The sequence below is a fragment of the Neisseria sp. HMSC073G10 genome (assembly GCF_001812605.1).
Classification (GTDB): Bacteria; Pseudomonadota; Gammaproteobacteria; order Burkholderiales; family Neisseriaceae; genus Neisseria; species Neisseria subflava_A.
Window position 1 is genome coordinate 1 of sequence record NZ_KV809536.1, and the last position, 19242, is coordinate 19242.

Here is a 19242-nt window from a genome sequence, read left to right on the forward strand (position 1 = left end):
GTGAAAAAATAAGCCTGACGGTTAACTGCCGTATACGCCGCCCCGACGGATAACCTCTTATTGTATGGGGATAGAAAAGATAAAGGGAAGAAAGATATGTACTTAAAAGCATTTGACGGAAAACGGAATAGGGCAACTATACAGAGGGGCTACTCTTTGATACAGCTGTTGGTGGTGATGCTGTTGGTTTCGATATTGGTGACGTAGGATATGGCCGTCTGAAAGATACTTAAGAATAGCTTTCAGACGGCCTTGTTGTAAGATGAGTTTTTGATATTGGCGTACTTTTTTAAATACAGATAAAATCCCTGCTAATTATTTATAACGATATTTTTTAGGATACACAGTGCTTGCTTTGGATTATTGTCATCAAAAGGCTGCAGAAAGCCATTCCAGTTTTTTATCCGGCTTTCGTTTTTTATCGGTAGAAAAAAGAAATGCGATCACTGTTTTATACGCTTTTTGTCGCGAACTAGATGATGTGGTTGATGGCTGTACCGATCCGAATGTGGCTCAGATAACGTTGAATTGGTGGCGCAGTGATTTGGAGAAAGTATTTAATAATGAGATGCCGGAGCATCCCGTTCATCAAGCTTTAAAAGATATTCGGGCAAATTTTGATTTGCCGAAGAATGAATTTGAAGCTTTGATTGATGGCATGCAGATGGATTTGGAGCAGGCTCGTTATGGTAGTTTTGATGAATTAAAGCTGTATTGTCACCGTGTTGCAGGGGTAGTGGGGTGCCTTATTGCGCGGATTTTAGATTTTTCCAATCCAAAAACTTTGGAATATGCGGACAAAATGGGGTTGGCTTTGCAGTTGACGAACATTATTCGCGATGTGGGCGAAGATGCGCGGCAGGGAAGAATTTATCTGCCGATAGAGGAAATGCAGGAGTTTGACGTACCTGCCAATGTAATCATGCAGTGCAAACAGACAGATAATTTTGCAAAATTGATGAAATTTCAAGTGAATAGGGCGCGTGAAACTTATCGTGAAGCGATATTGTTTTTGCCGGCTGAGGATAAGAAATCGCAAAAAGTCGGCCTGATTATGGCGGCTATTTATTATGCGTTGTTGAATGAAATTGACCGTGATGGTGCGCAAAATGTTTTGACTTATAAAATTGCGATTCCTTCTCCCCGTAAAAAACGTATTGCTTTGAAAACTTGGCTGTTTGGATTTAAACCATGAATAAGCGTCCAAAAATTGCTGTGATTGGTGCCGGTTGGGCAGGTTTGTCTGCGGCGGTCTCTCTGATTCATCGAGCTGATATTTCTTTGTTTGAGGCCGGGAGACAGGCTGGCGGTAGGGCGCGTGCCTTGTCCGGGAAAGATGATGGATTCAGCTTTTTGGATAATGGACAGCATATCTTATTGGGCGCGTATCATGGTGTTCAAACTTTGATGCAACATATTGGTGTTAAACCCGAGTCAGCCTTTTTACGCCAGCCTTTGCAATGGTACATCCATGAAGGATTACAGTTTCAGACGGCCTCTCTGCCTGCGCCTTGGCATTTGCTTGTCGGTATCCTGCGTGCGAAAAATCTTTCTTTTTCATTGAAAATCAAATTGCTGTCGGATATGTCGGCATTGCAACGGTGGGCAGCTCATCATAAAACCGATTTGACGGTTGCAAAGTGGTTGAGAACACGAAATGTTCCCCGCAGTCTGCTTGGCCAATTTTGGCAACCTTTGGTTTGGGGTGCTTTAAATACTCCGTTAGAACAGGCATCGTTGCGTATTTTATGTAATGTATTGAATGATGGCGTGTGGTCTGAAAAGGCGAACAGCGATTATCTTTTGCCTAAGCAGGATTTAGGGCGGATCGTAGCCGAACCGGCTTTGGCGTTCCTACTCACGCATGGTGCAAAGATACATCTTGAAACTCGTGTTTCACATTTAAATCATCATATCGATGACCGAATTAAAATCAATGGTGAAGTATTTGATGCGGTGATTTTGGCTGTTGCGCCATATCATGTTGACGCACTTCTGCCCGAAGATACGCCTGACTATATTCAGACGGCCTATCAATCGTTGAGTTACCATGCGATTACCACGGTTTATTTGCGTTATGCCCAAGCAGTCAAACTGCCAGCACCTTTAACCGGGTTCTCTGATGGTACGGCGCAATGGGTGTTACATCGGGGGGCATTGGGTTTACCGGATAATGAAGTCGCGGTTGTCATCAGCGTTTCCGATTGCACCGAGGCTTGGAAGGATAAAGATTTGGCCGAGAAAGCTCATGAGGACATTAAGCGGATTTGTCCGGATTTGGGTAAGCCTGAAGCCGTACGCATTATTACGGAAAAGCGCGCGACTACGGCGGCAACGGTTGATTTTGTACAACCAGATTTCTCATGGTTGCACCATCGCCGTATTTATCCGGCCGGCGACTATCTCCATCCGCGCTATCCGGCAACATTGGAGGCTGCGGTTCAGTCTGGCTTTGCAGCGGCTGAAAAGCTTATGCTGGATTTACAGGTTGAATAAACGGAGGCCGTCTGAATGTTCAGACGGCCTTTTTGACTTTACAAAACTTACCAAGCCGATACAATATCCGAAACCATAAAGTTCAAGGAAAAGTCATGACGACATTAGCGAACAAAACGATCTTGATTACCGGCGCATCCCAAGGCTTGGGTGAGCAGGTTGCCAAAGCTTATGCGGCTGCGGGAGCGACTGTCATTTTGGTGGCGCGTCATCAAAAGCGTTTGGAAAAAGTATATGATGCCATTGTGGCTGCGGGCAGCCCTGAGCCGTTTGCCATCTGCTTTGATTTAATGAGCGCGGAGGAGAAAGAGTTTAAGCAATTCGCGGAAACTATTGATGAAGCAACCGGCGGAAAATTGGATGGCGTGGTGCATTGCGCCAGCTATTTCTATGCCTTGTCGCCATTAGATTTCCAAACTGTATCGGAATGGGTCAACCAATACCGTATCAATACCGTTGCGCCTATGGGCTTGACCCGTGCGCTGTTCCCATTGTTGAAGCAATCCGAAGACGCTTCTGTGATTTTTGTCGGCGAAAGCCACGGCGAAAAACCGCAAGCCTATTGGGGCGGTTTCGGTGCCTCCAAAGCCGCGCTTAATTATTTGTGTAAAGTGGCCGCGGACGAGTGGGAACGTTTTGACAACCTGCGTGCCAATGTTTTGGTGCCGGGTGCCATCAATTCGCCACAACGTATCAAATCTCATCCGGGTGAATCGAAAAGCGAACGTAAAAACTACGAAGATGTCCTGCCGCAATTTATTTGGTGGGCAAGTCAAGAGAGCAGGGGGCGGACAGGCGAAATCGTCTATCTGTAAATCTACCTGCTCAGAGTGGTTTGAAAACATGAGGCCGTCTGAAATCTATATATTCAGACGGCCTTTAACTTATTGAGTTTTATATCTAAATAATATGGAAGTTTGATGTTTGACGTGTTAACAGGCAAACATCAGGCTGGTACAAAATTAGATATGGTAATCTAAGTTATAGTTGTATTGGATAAATATGACGGAATTTGACTTTATCAGACAATATTTGCAGCGACAAAAATCGGAAGGTCTGATTTTGGGCATAGGGGACGATGCCGCTATTATTCGCCCAAGTAACGGATTTGATTTATGTTTTAGCGCTGATATGTTGGTTAAGGGCAGACATTTTTTTGAAGATGTTTCGCCTGAAGATTTGGCATGGAAAATGCTTGCAGTAAACTTATCCGATATGGCCGCTATGGGTGCCAAGCCACGTTGGGTGTTGCTCAGTGCTGCGCTGCCTGAATTGAATCAAGACTGGCTCAAACGTTTTTGCGATAGCTTTTTTGCTTTGGCCGCGCGTTTTGATACGGTGTTGATTGGTGGCGATACCACTAAAGGCGATTTGGTCTTTAATGTAACGATAGTAGGTGAAGTTCCGACAGGGCGTGCCCTGCGGCGTGATGCGGCCGAAGTCGGTGACGATATTTGGGTATCGGGTCGGTTGGGTTTGGCTGCCGCTGCTTTGAACAAACATTTGGGGCATTATCAATTGCCGTCTGAAATCATGGCAGTTTGCGATGATAAATTGCTCCGTCCGGAACCGCGTGTTTCATTGGGTCAGGCATTGTTGCCGTTTGCCCATGCTGCGCAAGATGTTTCAGACGGCCTGGCTCAAGATGTGGGGCATATTTTAAAAGCCTCTGCTGTCGGGGCGGAAATATTTGCCGATTGTGTGCCGTCGTTGCCTGAATTGAAAAACGTTTTGTCGCGCGAGCAATGGTTGTCGGCAGTATTGGCCGGCGGCGATGATTATGAACTGATTTTTACTGCTGCTCCAGAAGATAGAGAACGCGTTTGTCAGACAGCGGAACAAAGTGGCGTACCGGTCGCCCGAATTGGTAAAATGACTGACTCAGGCCGTCTGAATATTTTGGATACCGAAGGCGGCGTATTGGAACTGACTTCTTTAGGATTTGATCATTTTGGCTGAACGTAAACCTACTTTTTCTTGGCTGTTGCAAAAACCATTGTGTTTTTTAGGATTCGGTTTCGGCAGCGGCTTGTCGCCGGTTGCGCCGGGTACGGCCGGAACGCTGGCAGCATTGCCTCTGGCTTTTGTATTGTGCCTGTTGGGCATAGACGGCTGGATATTGCTTTTATTGTGTATCGCCTTGTTCTTCTGGGGTATCCGCATTTGCGGTTATACCGAGAGGGAACTGGGCATTCAGGATTACGGCGGTATCGTCTGGGATGAAGTTGTCGCGATGCTGTTGGTGCTGTCGCTGATTCCGTTTAGATGGAGCTGGTGGCTGGCGGCTTTTATTATTTTCCGCTTGTTTGATGCGTTGAAACCATGGCCGATCAAATGGTTTGACCGGCGGATTCATGGAGGTTTAGGCATTATGCTTGATGATTTGATTGCGGCTGTGATGACCTTGATGGTCTTGGGCCTGTTTTATTGGATCGCGTGATGCGTTTTAAGTGTTTCGACCCTTTGCAAAAATAGGGCGGGCACGCCGGAATTATCCGGATTGAAATAAAATAAATACCATACGGGGTAAACAATTATGAATGAAATCGAGATTAACGTGGAGCCGCGTTATATGGCCGGTCAGAGCGACGTCTATCGCGACCGTTACGCCTTCAATTATCTGATTACCATCTGCAACCGCAGTGATGAAATCATTACTTTGCGTCAGCGTTTTTGGGAAATCACCGACGGACACGGTGAGACAGAGCAGGTCGGTCATGCCGGCCTGATTGAAGAGCAACCTGTTTTGTACCCAGGCGAAGCCTATGAGTACAACAGCGGTTCGCAAATCAGCACGCCTTGGGGCAGCATCGAAGGCGCTTATGAATTTGAAGACAGCATCGGCAAACGTTTCGTTATCGGGGTGCCGAAGCTTGAATTCAAAGCAGGCTTTACTTTGCAATAGGCCGTCTGAAAAAACAAAACCGGAACATTTCGCATGTTCCGGTTTTGTTTTTTCAGACGGCCTTATCAGTCTTTGCAAGGCTGTACCAATACCCATGGCGCCACGACAACCGCCCACATTTCCTGCTTATCCGCTAAAAATGTACGCGCCATATCATCGCTGATGGTACCGAATTTGCCTTGTTCCATCCATTGTTTCAATGGTGCGGCTTCATCTTCGGCAACATGGCGGGCGACGGCAATCAAATCCAAATCGGGCGCAACATAGACGGCGGCACCGCGTGCGAAGTGGGGTTGCAGCTCTTCCCATGAAATGCGGGCGGTTTCGGTATTGAGTTTTTCGTTTAAAAGTGGAATAGACATAGGACAATCATCAAATAAAAAATGGATTGTAACCGATATTCGGCCTTTTGCCCGATGCCGTCTGAAAACGAAAGAAATTTACAGGGTTAACGTTATACAGTATCATTTTAATGTTTTAATTTTCTTTCAGACGGCCTGTTGTCCGTATTCGGGCAAGGGCGGTTTTAGGCTTATGAATTCTGTATTGTTGACCGGATTGCTGCAAAGGCTGCTGATTGCGCTTGCCGCATTGGTGGCGTTGTGGGCTGTATATTTTTGGGCGGTATCGCCATGAGTATCGTGGTGGAAAATCTGACGGTCAGCTATCAGCGAAGGCCGGTGGTGCACCATGTGGATATGGTGTTTGAAGATAGCAAGATGTGGACGATTTTCGGGCCGAACGGCGCGGGCAAATCGACTTTGCTCAAAGCCATTATGGGCTTGCAGAAGACGGACACGGGCAGCGTGCGCTATGAAAATATGGCGCGCAAGGATATTTCCTATCTGCCGCAGCAGTCGGATATTGACCGCAGCCAGCCGATGACGGTGTTTGAACTGGCGGCGATGGGGCTGTGGTATGAAATCGGCTTTTTTGGGCGCGTGAACGCGGCGCAGAAAAAGCGCGTGATGGCGGCTTTGGAACGCGTGGAAATGCAGGATTTTGCTACACGCCAAATCGCGCACTTGTCCAATGGTCAGTTCCAACGCGTATTGTTTGCACGGATGCTGGTGCAGGATGCCAAATTTTTGTTGCTGGATGAGCCGTTTAATGCGGTGGACGCGCGGACGACTTATGCGCTGTTGGAAGTTTTGCGCCAATGCCATCAGGACGGTCAGGCGGTGATTGCCGTGTTGCATGATTACGAGCAGGTGAGGGCATATTTTGCCAACACGCTGCTTTTGGCGCGTGAAAAAGTGACTGCTGGCGCGACGGAAAATGTGTTGACCGATGAGTTTTTGGCACAGGCAAACCGAATGATGCAGAAACAGGAAGCGGCCGATTGGTGCGCGGTTTAATGGACAAGGCCGTCTGAAAGTAAGTATTTTTCAGACGGCCTCAGGCTTTCAGAGATTAATAAAAAAGCGATAAAACATGGATTTATATGATTTGGTCGTCGCGCCGTTCGCCGAATTTGACTTTATGCGCTATGCTTTGGCATCAATTTTCTGCTTGGCATTGAGCGCGGCGCCTGTCGGTGTGTTTTTGGTGATGCGCCGCATGAGTTTGGTGGGCGATGCCTTGAGTCATGCGGTTTTGCCCGGTGCGGCCATTGGCTATATGTTTGCCGGCTTGAGTTTGCCTGCAATGAGCGTCGGCGGTTTTGCAGCCGGTTTGCTGATGGCTTTACTGGCAGGTTTGGTCAGCCGGTTTACTTCATTGAAAGAAGACGCGAACTTTGCCGCATTTTATTTGAGCAGCCTCGCCATCGGCGTGGTTTTGGTCAGCAAAAACGGCAGCAGCGTCGATTTGCTGCATTTGTTGTTTGGCTCGGTGTTGGCGGTCGATATTCCGGCTTTGCAGCTGATTGCTGTTTCTGCGAGCGTCACTATTTTGCTGATGGCGGTCATGTTCCGTCCGCTGGTGTTGGAAAGCATAGACCCTTTGTTCCTCAAAGCTGTCGGTGGTAAGGGCGGCTTTTGGCATGTGTTGTTTTTAGTGTTGGTCGTGATGAATCTGGTTGCCGGTTTTCAGGCATTGGGTACGCTGATGTCGGTCGGTTTGATGATGTTGCCGGCGATTACCGCCAGACTGTGGGCGAAAAGCATGGGTTGGCTGATGATTTTGTCTGTCGCATTGGCTTTGCTTTGCGGCTTGGCAGGACTGTTGTTTTCCTACCATATCGAAATTCCGTCCGGCCCGGCGATTATTTTATGCTGCGGCACGCTTTACCTGATTTCCGTCGTGTTCGGTTGGGAGGGCGGCATTTTGGCAAAATGGCTGCGCCGCAAGAAACACCGCACGGCATGATTTTTCAGACGGCCGCTTGAATAATCAGGCGGTCTGTTTTATGATGATGTTAATGTTACGTTATATCACTGGAGAGAATATGAAACATTGGAAACTCGGCATCGTTGCCGCATTATTGACCGGTGCAGCTTATGCCGCTCCGCTGCCTGTTGTCACCAGCTTCAGCATTTTGGGCGACGTGGCCAAACAGATTGGTGGCGACCGTGTGGCCATTCAAAGCTTGGTGGGCCCCAACCAAGACAGCCATGCCTACCACATGACCAGTGGCGACATCAAAAAAATCCGCAGTGCCAAATTGGTATTGCTTAACGGTTTGGGCTTGGAAGCCGCCGATGTACAGCGTGCAGTCAAACAGAGTAAAGTTCCTTTCGCCGAAGCAACCAAAGGCATTCAGGCTTTGAAAGCAGAAGAGGGCGGACATCATCATGACCACGATCACGAAGGCCATCATCACGATCACGGCGAGTTTGATCCGCACGTTTGGACCGACCCCGTCCTGATGGGTACTTATGCGCAAAACGTTGCCAATGCTTTGATTCAAGCCGACCCTGAAGGCAAAACCTACTATCAGCAACGTTTGGGCAACTATCAAATGCAGCTAAAAAAACTGCACAGCGATGCGCAGGCTGCCTTTAATGCCGTACCTGCCGCCAAGCGAAAAGTCTTGACCGGACACGACGCGTTCTCTTACATGGGCAAACGCTACAATATTGAATTTATCGCCCCTCAAGGCGTGAGCAGCGAAGCCGAGCCGTCTGCCAAACAAGTGGCTTCCATTATCCGCCAAATCAAACGCGAGGGCATTAAAGCCGTCTTTACTGAAAATATCAAAGACACGCGCATGATTGACCGTATTGCCAAAGAAACCGGCGTTAATGTCAGCGGACGTTTGTATTCCGATGCATTGGGTGGCGCACCGGCAAACAGCTACATCGGCATGTACCGCTACAATGTCAAAGTTTTGACCGATGCCATGAAAAAATAAAGCGGCTTAAGGATAAAGGCCGTCTGAAACCTTAAAAACAAGGTTTCAGACGGCCTTTTATATGCTTATTTTTAAAATAAACCGTCAAATTTAGAATATAAAAATAAAATTTATGCTATTAGAAGTTTAATTATCAAAAATTCATGCCAATTTGCTTGGTAAGTACGCACCATCCGTGCGAATTGCTTATCGGCTGTCTGCCAGCCACTCACGGCTTGACTTCACCCTGTTACAATTCGGCATCTTCACGTTTCTTAATATTACATCATGAGCAACCATTCATCTTGGTCATCTAAAATCGGCTTTGTGCTTGCTGCGGCAGGCTCGGCCATCGGTTTGGGTGCAATTTGGAAATTCCCTTATACAGCCGGTACCAACGGCGGCGCCGTATTCTTTCTTTTGTTTTTGATTTTCACCATTTTGGTGGCTTTGCCGGTTCAACTGGCCGAGTTTTACATCGGCCGTACGGGCGGTAAAAACGCCATCGATTCTTTCAAAGCATTGCGCCCGGGTTCGCAGTGGCCGTGGGTTGGCCGCATGGGTGTGGCCGCGTGTTTTATTTTGCTGTCGTTTTACAGTGTGGTCGGCGGCTGGGTATTGAACTACGTCGTGCACAGCTTTACCGGCGAAATTCATGCTGGTGCAAACTTTGAAGCTTTGTTCGGCAAAACGATTTCTTCGCCGTTTGGTTCGCTGTTTTACCAAGGCTTGTTCATGCTGATTACCATTTGGGTGGTCAAAGGTGGCGTTTCAGACGGCATTGAAAAGGCAAACCGCGTGTTGATGCCGGGTTTGTTTATCCTCTTTATCGCGCTGGCTATCCGTTCGCTGACCTTGCCCGGCGCAATGGAGGGCGTGGCATTCTTGTTGAAACCGGATTGGTCGTATTTGAAACCGGGCACGATGCTGACTGCTTTGGGTCAGGCGTTTTTTGCATTGAGTATCGGTGTGTCCGCGATGATTACCTATGCTTCGTATTTGGGTAAGGATCAGGATATGTTCCGCTCCGGCCATATGATTATGTGGATGAACCTGTTTGTGTCGCTACTGGCCGGTTTGGTGATTTTCCCTGCGGTATTTGCCTTCGGTTTTGAGCCCGGCCAAGGCCCAGGTTTGATTTTTGTTGTGTTGCCTGCGGTCTTCATGAAAATGCCGATGGGTACATATTTGTTTGCCGTGTTTATGCTGTTGGTTGTCTTTGCGACGCTGACTTCCGCGTTTTCCATGCTGGAAACCGTTATCGCGGCAACCATCCGCCAAGACGAGAAAAAGCGCAGCAGCCACGCTTGGGTAACCGGTATTGCGATTTTCATAGTCGGTATTCCTTCGGCGCTGTCATTTGGCGTTTGGGGCGAATTTAAGATTTTCGGAAAAACTATTTTTGATTTGTGGGATTTTATTATTTCCGCCGTCATCATGCCGATTGGCGCATTGAGCGTTGCCGTGTTTACATCATGGGTTCAGGACAAACAGTCTGTCCTGCGCGATGCGGGCATGGGCAGTACCATTCCGAAACAGCTGCTTTACCTGTGGTTGGGCGTGCTTCGCTATCTTGCGCCGATTGCGATTATTGTGGTGTTCATCAACTCTTTGGGTTTGATTTAATCCGATAGTGAGAAAACAGTCCGGCGTTGCATTGCTTCGACGGACTGTTTGTTTAAAAATATCCTTAAAAATATTAAGGCCGTCTGAAAATTTTTCAGACGGCCTTTTTATATACGCGCGAGGCTGATTAGAACTTCGCTTGCAGTCTCAGCCATGCAGTACGGCCGGGTTCGTTCACGCGCATGGTTTGTGTACCGGCAGACGGGTCGCCGCCGCGGCTGACGAATTCAGCATAGGTTTTGTTGAACACGTTGTCCACGCCGCCTTGCAATGTGGCGTATTTGCTGAATTTCCAACCGGCATTGAGCGAGAGTACGCCAAAGCCTGAAGAGGCACCGATGTCTTGGCCGACGATATTACCTTGGCCTTTGCTGTAACGGTTTTGTTTGGCTACGACGCGCCATAATGCGCCCGCGCTGAATTTGCCGTTGTCAAAGGCGAGGGTGTTGTTCCACTCGAGCGGCGGAGTTTGTGCCAAAGGTTTGCCGTCGGTACGGTTTTTGCCGTGGGTGTAGGCGAGGCTGGTGCCGACTTCCCAGTTAGGCGCAAATGTCCACTTAACTTCGGCTTCGCCGCCAAAGCGTGAAGCGTTGATGTTACGCACGTTGAAATTCATGCCTTGGCGTTCCATCATGATGAAGTCTTTGATGTTGCTGCCGAATACGGATACAGATGCGTGGAGGTTAGGACGTTTCCAGATTACACCAGCATCGATTTGGCGGTTTTGCTCTGCGTGGATGGCTTTGTTCTCAGAGCGCAGGCGTTCCCAGTAGTCAGGCGCACGTTCGGCAATACCGAAGCCGGCATAGTATTTCAGGCCATTGTCCGTATTTCTTTCCCAACGCAGGAAGCCTGAGTTCAAATTGAATTTTTGATGTTTCAAAACGGGGTCGGTCACGCGCGCGGTATCGTAATGCGCTTTGACTTGGTCATGGCGCAAACCTGCTACCCAGCGTTGATTGTCGGTTTGCTGCCAAGAAGCTTCGGTGAAAATACCCCATTGTTTGAAACTTTGGTTGGGCATGTAAGGCTTGTGGCTGTAGCCGTCGCCACCACGCTCATGACGCGCGACGTGGACGTCATCCAAATAATCCAAACCGGTTTGCAGGTTGAGCTTGTCCCAGTCGAAAGTGGCTTTCAGACGGCCTGTATCGGTATTGCGTTTAGGGTTGTTGGCATTTTTAATCTGCTTGCCGGCAGGATTGTAGATGGTACGCAGGCTGTATGTGTCCATCACGTGGTCAATTTCGCTTTTACCGTAGCGCAGTTCCAACTCGCTGAACCATGGTGTGAGGTTGCGTTGGGTAAAACGGATATTCCACGCATCACGGTCGAATTTGCTGCCGTCCATCATGCGGTCGGCGTAGGCAACCTTGGCTCTGCTGCGCTCGTATGTGCCGGCAATGGTGGTGTTTTCTGTCGGAGTAACACCCAGTTGCAACATTTGGCTGTCGCGTTTGAAGTGGGAGTGAATGCGGTTGCCGTCGCCGTCTTTGTAATCGTCGGCTTCGTTATGGGAGATATTGGTACGGACATAGCCGTATTTGCCGCCGAACTCGGCTTCCAGCGAGCCGTCAAGGCGGTCGTTGCTGCCCGCCGTCAGAGTGGTATTGATGTTGTAAGGTTTTTCAGTGAAATCAGGATCTTTACGGATAAATTGCACCGAGCCGCTGACCAAGCCCATACCTTGGGTAACAGTTTGCGGGCCTTTGGTAACCACAACTTTGTCAAATGAATTTGGGTGGATATAGGCAGTCGGCGGGTCCATGCGCATACCGCAACCGCCATAAATAAACTGGTCGTCGGCATTGACGGAGAGGCGCGAACCGCCCAAACCGCGAAATAACGGATCGCCCGAGCTGCCGCCTTTGCGGATGATGCTCATATTAGGTACGGATTGCAAAAGGTCTGCCCCGTCGCCGGCAGGGAGGGGTTGCAAAGCAGCTTTGGGGTTGAAAGTAACGCGGTTGGCTTTTTCTTGTTGTGTGCCGGTGACGGTGACAGGGGAAAGGGTAACCGTTTCTTCAGGTGTAGGGTTAGTCTCTGCCCATGCTTGGGATACGGCTAAGACGATAGGCAAGATAAGTAATGGTGGGTATTTCATATCGTTTCTCTCTATTATTAGGAATTATATTAACTAATACCTAGGTATTATACATAAAGTCTAGTGAAATAGAAGCAGTGGGATTTTAATCTAAATCAATATTTTCAGATTTTTGGCGTATAGGTTGTTTATTAAGATTGGTCATACCAAAATATTGATTTGAAGACATTGGTGAGGTTAATCAATAAAAATGAATGTGTTTGAATTATAGTCAATTAAAATCAAAATAGGACAGTAACGCATCGTCAAATCGGGCGTAATCAGACAATACGGTTCGCAGATACCGCTTAATATTCGCCCACACCTTCTCAATCGGGTTGAGCTCAGGTGAATAAGGTGCAAGAGGCAATACCTTATGTCCCAATTTTTCCGCCATTTCCCGTAAGACACCCATACGGTGAAATCGCGCATTATCTAAAATAATCACCGATTTTTGAGTCAATGCGGGCCGTAGGCATTGCTGAAACCACGCTTCAAAAAAGACTCCGGTCATCGTATTTTGATAAACCATCGGAGCAATCAGCCGGTTGCCGACTTGTGCGGACACCAGAGATAAGCGTCGGTATCTTTTTCCACTTATCTGCGCTTTCACTATTTGCCCTTTCAGGCTGCGGGCATAGGGACGGAACAGGTAGCGGTCAAATCCTGTTTCATCCAAATAAACGCGTTGGTAGTCGGAAAATTCGGCCAGCTGTGTCAAATAATGCGTTACTTTGGCCGGATCTTGTTCTTTGTAAGTGGTGGTCTTTTTTTGCGCGTCATCCCCATCTGTTTGAGTGCATAGCAAACGGCGGCTGGCGTACAATCAAAATGTTTGGCGATTTTATGCAGATAGGCATCCTGGTGTTGCCCAACATATTGAGCCGGTTTTTGCCTATCCAATTTGACGGCATTTAGACCGGTAACTTGATGTTTTAGGCTGCCTGTTTGTTTTTTAAGGCGAATCCACAGGTAAAGCGTGTTTCTTGACAAGTTAAACGTTGCTGCGGTTTGGCTGATGTTTTTGCATTGTTCGTAATAGTTTAAAGCTTTGTTTCTTAAGTCCGCAGAGTATGCCATGGTTAAACCTTCAAAGTTGAGTATTGTACCATTTTGTTTTTAATTGACTATAACTTAAGCCATCTTCGATTCACGCATTCCCCTACTGTTTAAACGAAACGGAAATGACGGTAAACCCGATCACGCCCACAACGACAAAAAGGTCGTCTGAAACCCAAATTGGATTTCAGACGACCTTTTATTTCAAGCCGGTTGGCTTATTTGTTGAAGAAAACCAGCGTCCACGGCAAAACATAAGCTTGCAGCAGGGTCAGCAGGCCGACGAAGGTACAGAAAATCAAGCTGTGTTTCACGGTGAAGCGGAACAGGTTGGATTCTTTGCCTTCCAGACCGACTGCCGCGCAGGCGATGGCGATGGATTGCGGCGAAATCATTTTGCCGGTCACGCCGCCGGTGGTGTTGGCAGCGACGGTCAGCTCGGGTACGACGTTGATTTGATGCGCGGTGCTGGCTTGCAGCGAACCGAAGAGCGCGTTGGCGGAGGTGTCCGAACCGGTCAGGAATACGCCCAGCCAGCCGAGGAACGGCGAGAAGAACGGGAACACGGTGCCGGTGGCGGCGAGGACGAGTGCCAATGTGGACGACAGGCCTGAATAGTTTGCCACGAATGCAAAGCCAAGTACCAAGCCGATAGACAGGATGGACAGGCGCAGTTCTTTGAGCGTTTCAAAGAAAGTGCTGACGGCTTCGGAGGGTTTCATTTTCAGCAAAGCGGCGGAAACGATGGAAGCAAACAGGATTGCCGTACCGACTGCGCCGAGGAGGTCAATTTTGAACACGGCGGCGTATGGTGTCGGTTCGCTGACGATGGGCGCGGCTTTTTGTACCAAGTTGTGCAGCATCGGCCAGTCGAATTTGATGGTGGCAACGCCCAAAGCCTCTTTAACACCCTTAATCGTCCACACGCTGACGAAAACGGTCAGGATGGCGAAAGGCGACCAGGCTTTGATGATTTGCCCGGCAGTGTATTCGCCCGCTTTGCGTTCGGACGGTTTTTTCATGCCGTTGAAGGTGAAGATTTCTTTAGGCTGCCATTTTTTCAGGAAGGCAGACAGGCAGACCAGGCTGACCAATGCGGAGGTCACGTCGGGTAACTCGGGGCCGATGAAGTTGGCGGTAATGAACTGGGTAGTGGCGAAAGACACGCCTGCCACCAATACGGCAGGCCAAGTTTGGCGTATGCCGCGCATACCGTCCATCATGGCGACCAACCAGAAAGGAACGATAATCGACAGGATCGGCAGTTGGCGGCCGGCGACCTGACCGATGTGGTAAGGGTCGAGGTTGGACACTTGACCGGCAACCAAGATTGGAATACCCATCGCACCGAAAGCCACGGGTGCGGTATTGGCAATCAAACACAAACCGGCGGCGTAGAGCGGGTTAAAGCCTAAGCCCACCAACAACGAGGCGGTAATCGCCACCGGCGCGCCGAAGCCTGCCGCACCTTCGAGGAATGCGCCGAAGGAGAAGCCAACCAGCAACATTTGCAGGCGTTGGTCTTCGGTAATCGAAATCACGGAAGCGCGGATGATGTCGAACTGCCCTGTTTTCACAGTAATTTTATACAGGAACACAGCAGTAACGATAATCCATGCAATCGGCCACAAACCGTAGGCAAAGCCGTACAGCGCGGAAGAAACCGCCATGCCCGCAGGCATTCCGAAACCTAATACGGCAACGCCAAGTGCAATCAGCAGCGTATAAAGCCCCGCCTGATAACCCTTGAGCTTCAAGACGGTCAGTGCAACAAAGAAAAAGATAATGGGCAGGAGGGCGACGGCTGCCGTCAAATACAGGCTGCCGCCCACTGCGGTATAGTTTTGAATCCAAGTTTCCATTGGGAAAATCTCCGAATATTTTTCTAATATACTTTCCTAAATTGGTAAAACCAATTTTTTGAACGGAGGACACTTTACGAAACTTTAATATGGCAGTCAATTATTTTTTTAAGCAACCTTGCTACATAAGTGCAAAATTGTTATTTAATTTTAAATAAAACAAAACATTATATGAATTGTAAAAATGTAACCCGATATAGTTTTAAACCATATTCGGGTAGAACAAGCCATATTGACGGGATATGGCCGGTTAATTAGAATACCGCGACATTGGGCACACCAATTTGGTCATGCCAATTTTGACGCAGATTGCCATTTCAGACGACCTGCCGCATCACATTATCGGATTTGAGTCTTCTTCATAGGAAAATATGAAGAAAAAGAGGAATTACAATGACAAAACTGGTTCGGCCACAAAAAATCAGCGACCAAATATTGTCGATATTAGAAGAACGGATTGCGACTGGCGTTTACGAAAAAGGCGGCAAAATCCCGCCCGAACGTACCTTGGCGGAAGAATTCGGCGTATCGCGCCCCTCGGTCAGGGTCGCGCTGAACATCCTGATTGCGCGGCAGGTTTTGGAAGCGCGTCAGGGCGATGGCTATTACGTTTCCGTCAAACCGCAACAAGATTTCCTCCAAAGCTGGCAGGAATTGCTCGGCAAACATACCAACTGGGAAACCGACGTTTTCGATTTCAGCTGTCACGTTGAAGGCTGTATGGCGGCACTGGCCGCCGAAAGACGGACTGACGCCGACTTGAAACGGATTGACTTTTGGCGGCAGAAATTTGAAGCGGCCTGCGAAAGCGGAAATTTGGAGCATCAAGCCGAAGCAGACGTTAGCTTCCATCAAACCATTGCCGATGCCGCACACAATATCCTGTTCAGCCACCTTTCCAGCAGCCTGCTCAAAATGCTTTATCAGCAAACACGCAGCGGCATTATCTATATCCATCAAACCGAAGACCCGCGCCCGACGCTGATTGCCCAGCACAGTGCTATTTTTGAAGCCATTGTCCAGGCCAAACCAGCCGGGGCGGCGGAAGCGGCAAAACTGCATTTGAATTATGTCGCCCGCCGCATTTTGCAGGACAGGGAATATCAAAGCCACAGCGAGCATGCGGACGTATTGGCGCAAAATGATTTGAAACGGGTAGATTGGTAGCGTTTAAAAATAATCAGGCCGTCTGAATTTTTTCAGACGGCCTGATTTTGCAAATAAGGCTTTTTAGTGCCACAATCTTCCCCATTCTGTCTAAAAACAAAGGAAGCACCATGTACCGTCATGTCGAGTATTATCCGGGCGACCCGATTTTGAGTTTGGTTGAAACCTTCAAACGCGACGAGCGTTCTGAAAAAGTCAATTTGAGCATAGGCATTTATTTTGATGGCGAAGGCAAAATGCCGGTTTTGGAATCTGTCCTCCGGGCAGAAGCAGAGCATGCGGCCGTACCGCGCCCATCGCCTTATCTGCCGATGGAAGGTTTGGACACTTACCGAAGCGCGGTTCAGCGTTTGCTGTTTGGGCAGGATAATCCGGCGTTGGCAGAAGGGCGCGTTGCGACCATACAGACCTTGGGCGGCTCGGGGGCGTTGAAAGTCGGTGCCGACTTTTTGCACCGTTGGTTCCCTGAAGCGAAAGCCTATGTCAGCGACCCGACTTGGGACAACCATAAGGGTATTTTTGAAGGCGCAGGTTTTGAAGTGGGGGCGTATCCTTATTACAACTCTAAAACCGTCGGCGTGAAATTTGAAGAGATGACTGCGTTTTTCAAAACATTGCCGGAAAACAGCGTCTTGATTTTACATCCATGCTGTCAAAACCCGACCGGCGTAGATATGTCGCAAGCGCAATGGGATGAAGTGTTGAACATCATTAAAACGCACAAGCTGATTCCGTTTATGGATATTGCCTATCAAGGTTTCGGCGAGGATTTGGACAGCGATGCCTATGCAATCCGTAAAGCCGTCGAAATGGGACTACCTTTGTTTGTCAGCAACTCTTTCTCGAAAAACCTGTCGCTGTACGGAGAGCGCGTCGGCGGTTTGAGCGTAGTGTGTCCCAATAAGGAAGAAGCAGAGCTGGTGTTCGGACAGTTGAAATTTACCGTCCGCCGTATTTATTCCAGCCCTGCCGCGCATGGCGCATACATCGCTTCTGATGTGATGAACAGCGAGGAGCTGCGCGCTTTGTGGGAAAACGAGGTTTACGCCATGCGCGACCGCATCCGTGCCATGCGTCAGAAACTTTATGATGTTTTGACGGCCAAAATTCCCAATCGCGATTTCAGCTATTTCATCAAACAGCGCGGTATGTTCAGCTATACAGGCCTAACCGTAGAGCAGGTACACCGCTTGCGTGACGAATTTGCTGTTTATCTGTTGGATTCGGGCAGGATGTGTGTGGCCGGTTTGAATGCATCAAATATCGATTATGTGGCCGAGGCATTTGCCAAAGTGTTGCAATAGCCATGCAATCTGAAATTGAATGTAGTTTTATTTGAAGTAAATCAAAAGGCCGTCTGAAAAATTTTCATCTTTCAGACGGCCTATTTATAATTGGCGCACCCAACAGGGATCGAACCTGTGACCTCCAGCTTCGGAAACTGACACTCTTCCAACTGAGCTATGGGTGCGAAAGCCGTAAGGTTAACGCATATTGGCTTTATTGGCAAAGTTTATCTTGAAAGTGTCTGAAAGTGGCATTGGCGGTCACTTTTTTGCATGGCTGGAATAATCAATTAACTACAAAGGCTTATAGATTTCAGACGGCCTTTTTGAGGATTTTTGCGTATCTTTTTCTCAAGATGGATTGGAAAGCCTTTGCGAATTCAGTATAATCCAGCAAAATATTGTTAATTGCGTTTAACACATAAACTATAACTTACAGCACAACCTAACCTAACGGCGAGGCCTACCAAATGAAACAACTCCGCGACCACAAAGCCCAAGGCTCTGCATTGTTCACCCTTGTGAGCGGTATCGTTATTGTCATTGCAGTGATTTACTTCCTGATCAAACTGGCGGGAAGCGGTTCATTCGGCGATGTTGCCGAAACAACCGAAGCTGCGACTCAAACCCGTATCCAGCCAGTCGGCCAACTCAAAATGGGCGACGGCATTCCTGTTGGCGAACGCCAAGGTGACCAGATTTTCAACAAAATCTGTATCCAATGTCACGCGGCGGACAGTATCGTTCCTAATGCGCCTAAATTTGAAAACAAAGGCGATTGGGCTCCTCGTATCGCCCAAGGCTTTGATACCTTGTTCCAACACGCTTTGAATGGTTTCAACGCAATGCCTGCCAAAGGCGGTGCGGCTGATTTGACCGACCAAGAATTGAAACGCGTGATTACTTATATGGCCAACAAAGCCGGCGGTACTTTCCCCGATCCTGATGCTGCGGCTCCTGCCGATGCCGCTGCTTCCGGCGAAGCTGCTTCAGCTCCAGCAGCTGAGGGTGTGGCTCCTGCAGATGCTCCTAAAGCAGACGCTGCCAAAGCTGAAGACAAAGGCGCAGCTGCCGGTGGTGCAGACGGTAAAAAAGTTTACGAAGCCAGCTGCCAAGCATGTCACGGCGGTGCGGTTCCCGGTGTTCCTCATGTAGGTAAAAAAGAAGACTGGGCTCCTCGTATCAAACAAGGTAAAGACACCCTGCACAAACATGCAATCGAAGGCTTTAACGCAATGCCTGCCAAAGGCGGTAACGGCAGTCTGAGTGATGATGAAGTGAAAGCTGCAGTTGATTACATGGCTAATCAATCTGGTGCTAAATTCTAAGATTTGACTTTGACTCTCGAATAGAAAGCGCATTCTGCATAGGATGCGCTTTTTTCGTGCAGGAAGGCCTGATCTTGCTATAATACGAGAGTACTAGATTGTAGTTTGTCTGAAAGATTCAGACGGCCTTCAAACACAATATTCTTTTAAAGAAGT

17 protein-coding genes and 1 tRNA gene are annotated in these 19242 nt (G+C 48.4%); 13 read left to right on the plus strand and 5 right to left on the minus strand.

All coding sequences use genetic code 11. From position 1 onward, the window contains the following. Window positions 1–346 precede the first annotated feature (346 nt). From hpnD to apaG, 6 genes are all read left to right on the plus strand, one after another. Window positions 347–1195: a presqualene diphosphate synthase HpnD gene (hpnD, locus tag HMPREF2865_RS08140; protein WP_070646685.1), complete on the plus strand. Its 849-nt coding sequence runs from the start codon at window positions 347–349 to the stop codon at window positions 1193–1195. After that, window positions 1192–2496, plus strand: a complete 1305-nt coding sequence (gene hpnE / locus HMPREF2865_RS08145) for a hydroxysqualene dehydroxylase HpnE (protein WP_070461647.1) — start codon at window positions 1192–1194, stop codon at window positions 2494–2496. The genes hpnD and hpnE overlap by 4 nt, the downstream gene beginning before the upstream one ends. A gap of 95 nt (window positions 2497–2591) precedes the next feature. Further along, window positions 2592–3311, plus strand: a complete 720-nt coding sequence (locus HMPREF2865_RS08150; protein WP_003682583.1) for an SDR family oxidoreductase — start codon at window positions 2592–2594, stop codon at window positions 3309–3311. Window positions 3312–3498: 187 nt separating this feature from the next. Continuing rightward, entirely contained in the window at window positions 3499–4455 is a 957-nt protein-coding gene (thiL, locus tag HMPREF2865_RS08155) for a thiamine-phosphate kinase (protein WP_070646686.1), read from the plus strand. Next, window positions 4448–4936 carry a phosphatidylglycerophosphatase A family protein gene (locus tag HMPREF2865_RS08160; protein WP_070647194.1) on the plus strand — a complete coding sequence of 163 codons (489 nt, stop codon included), beginning with the start codon at window positions 4448–4450 and terminating at the stop codon, window positions 4934–4936. Before thiL ends, HMPREF2865_RS08160 begins: the two co-directional genes overlap by 8 nt. A gap of 96 nt (window positions 4937–5032) precedes the next feature. Continuing rightward, entirely contained in the window at window positions 5033–5401 is a 369-nt protein-coding gene (gene apaG / locus HMPREF2865_RS08165; protein WP_003682575.1) for a Co2+/Mg2+ efflux protein ApaG, read from the plus strand. A 65-nt stretch (window positions 5402–5466) separates the two neighbouring features. Here the strand turns inward: apaG and HMPREF2865_RS08170 are convergent, their stop codons facing one another. Continuing rightward, window positions 5467–5763, minus strand: a complete 297-nt coding sequence (locus tag HMPREF2865_RS08170) for a DUF2288 domain-containing protein (protein WP_070646687.1) — start codon at window positions 5761–5763, stop codon at window positions 5467–5469. 270 nt (window positions 5764–6033) lie between these two features. On the opposite strand from HMPREF2865_RS08170, the gene HMPREF2865_RS08180 reads away from it, so the two are divergent. The 4 genes from HMPREF2865_RS08180 to HMPREF2865_RS08195 all read left to right on the plus strand — a co-directional run bounded on the left by HMPREF2865_RS08180 (window position 6034) and on the right by HMPREF2865_RS08195 (window position 10301). Beyond that, complete coding sequence (locus HMPREF2865_RS08180; protein WP_210399362.1) at window positions 6034–6759, plus strand: metal ABC transporter ATP-binding protein; 726 nt, start codon at window positions 6034–6036, stop codon at window positions 6757–6759. 76 nt (window positions 6760–6835) lie between these two features. Further along, window positions 6836–7711 carry a metal ABC transporter permease gene (locus tag HMPREF2865_RS08185; protein WP_003685375.1) on the plus strand — a complete coding sequence of 292 codons (876 nt, stop codon included), beginning with the start codon at window positions 6836–6838 and terminating at the stop codon, window positions 7709–7711. A 79-nt stretch (window positions 7712–7790) separates the two neighbouring features. Continuing rightward, on the plus strand, window positions 7791–8696 hold the full coding sequence (locus HMPREF2865_RS08190; RefSeq protein WP_141752537.1) for a metal ABC transporter solute-binding protein, Zn/Mn family: 906 nt from the start codon (window positions 7791–7793) through the stop codon (window positions 8694–8696). 267 nt (window positions 8697–8963) lie between these two features. Then, on the plus strand, window positions 8964–10301 hold the full coding sequence (locus HMPREF2865_RS08195; protein WP_070646690.1) for a sodium-dependent transporter: 1338 nt from the start codon (window positions 8964–8966) through the stop codon (window positions 10299–10301). A gap of 127 nt (window positions 10302–10428) precedes the next feature. On the opposite strand, the gene HMPREF2865_RS08200 is transcribed toward HMPREF2865_RS08195, so the two are convergent. The 3 genes from HMPREF2865_RS08200 to HMPREF2865_RS08215 all read right to left on the minus strand — a co-directional run bounded on the left by HMPREF2865_RS08200 (window position 10429) and on the right by HMPREF2865_RS08215 (window position 15305). Continuing rightward, window positions 10429–12405 (minus strand): TonB-dependent copper receptor, encoded by a 1977-nt coding sequence (locus tag HMPREF2865_RS08200; RefSeq protein ID WP_070646691.1) that lies wholly within the window; start codon window positions 12403–12405, stop codon window positions 10429–10431. A 211-nt stretch (window positions 12406–12616) separates the two neighbouring features. Continuing rightward, window positions 12617–13464, minus strand: a protein-coding gene (locus HMPREF2865_RS11755) for an IS630 family transposase (RefSeq protein WP_107769225.1) whose coding sequence is annotated in 2 segments (ribosomal slippage) — window positions 12617–13149 and window positions 13149–13464 — 849 coding nt in all. Because the reading frame shifts where the segments join, the coding sequence is not laid out codon by codon here. A 197-nt stretch (window positions 13465–13661) separates the two neighbouring features. Continuing rightward, window positions 13662–15305: a lactate permease LctP family transporter gene (locus HMPREF2865_RS08215; RefSeq protein WP_070461656.1), complete on the minus strand. Its 1644-nt coding sequence runs from the start codon at window positions 15303–15305 to the stop codon at window positions 13662–13664. A 393-nt stretch (window positions 15306–15698) separates the two neighbouring features. Here HMPREF2865_RS08215 and HMPREF2865_RS08220 point away from each other — a divergent pair, with 393 nt between their 5' ends. Both HMPREF2865_RS08220 and HMPREF2865_RS08225 read left to right on the plus strand, forming a co-directional pair. Further along, window positions 15699–16472, plus strand: coding sequence for a FadR/GntR family transcriptional regulator (locus HMPREF2865_RS08220; protein WP_070646692.1), 774 nt, complete (start codon window positions 15699–15701; stop codon window positions 16470–16472). A gap of 110 nt (window positions 16473–16582) precedes the next feature. Continuing rightward, window positions 16583–17776, plus strand: a complete 1194-nt coding sequence (locus HMPREF2865_RS08225; protein ID WP_070583815.1) for an amino acid aminotransferase — start codon at window positions 16583–16585, stop codon at window positions 17774–17776. A gap of 91 nt (window positions 17777–17867) precedes the next feature. On the opposite strand, the gene HMPREF2865_RS08230 is transcribed toward HMPREF2865_RS08225, so the two are convergent. Then, a tRNA-Arg gene (locus tag HMPREF2865_RS08230) sits at window positions 17868–17943 on the minus strand. A 285-nt stretch (window positions 17944–18228) separates the two neighbouring features. On the opposite strand from HMPREF2865_RS08230, the gene HMPREF2865_RS08235 reads away from it, so the two are divergent. Then, window positions 18229–19086 carry a c-type cytochrome gene (locus tag HMPREF2865_RS08235; RefSeq protein ID WP_070646693.1) on the plus strand — a complete coding sequence of 286 codons (858 nt, stop codon included), beginning with the start codon at window positions 18229–18231 and terminating at the stop codon, window positions 19084–19086. The last annotated feature ends 156 nt before the right edge of the window (window positions 19087–19242 follow it).

Coding starts and splice junctions, on each gene's coding strand:
- hpnE (WP_070461647.1), top strand. CDS start 1,192: ATGAATAAGCGTCCAAAAATTGCTGTGATTGGTGCCGGTTGGGCAGGT.
- HMPREF2865_RS08150 (WP_003682583.1), top strand. CDS start 2,592: ATGACGACATTAGCGAACAAAACGATCTTGATTACCGGCGCATCCCAA.
- thiL (WP_070646686.1), top strand. CDS start 3,499: ATGACGGAATTTGACTTTATCAGACAATATTTGCAGCGACAAAAATCG.
- apaG (WP_003682575.1), top strand. CDS start 5,033: ATGAATGAAATCGAGATTAACGTGGAGCCGCGTTATATGGCCGGTCAG.
- HMPREF2865_RS08170 (WP_070646687.1), bottom strand. CDS start 5,763: ATGTCTATTCCACTTTTAAACGAAAAACTCAATACCGAAACCGCCCGC.
- HMPREF2865_RS08180 (WP_210399362.1), top strand. CDS start 6,034: ATGAGTATCGTGGTGGAAAATCTGACGGTCAGCTATCAGCGAAGGCCG.
- HMPREF2865_RS08185 (WP_003685375.1), top strand. CDS start 6,836: ATGGATTTATATGATTTGGTCGTCGCGCCGTTCGCCGAATTTGACTTT.
- HMPREF2865_RS08190 (WP_141752537.1), top strand. CDS start 7,791: ATGAAACATTGGAAACTCGGCATCGTTGCCGCATTATTGACCGGTGCA.
- HMPREF2865_RS08195 (WP_070646690.1), top strand. CDS start 8,964: ATGAGCAACCATTCATCTTGGTCATCTAAAATCGGCTTTGTGCTTGCT.
- HMPREF2865_RS08200 (WP_070646691.1), bottom strand. CDS start 12,405: ATGAAATACCCACCATTACTTATCTTGCCTATCGTCTTAGCCGTATCC.
- HMPREF2865_RS08215 (WP_070461656.1), bottom strand. CDS start 15,305: ATGGAAACTTGGATTCAAAACTATACCGCAGTGGGCGGCAGCCTGTAT.
- HMPREF2865_RS08220 (WP_070646692.1), top strand. CDS start 15,699: ATGACAAAACTGGTTCGGCCACAAAAAATCAGCGACCAAATATTGTCG.
- HMPREF2865_RS08225 (WP_070583815.1), top strand. CDS start 16,583: ATGTACCGTCATGTCGAGTATTATCCGGGCGACCCGATTTTGAGTTTG.
- HMPREF2865_RS08235 (WP_070646693.1), top strand. CDS start 18,229: ATGAAACAACTCCGCGACCACAAAGCCCAAGGCTCTGCATTGTTCACC.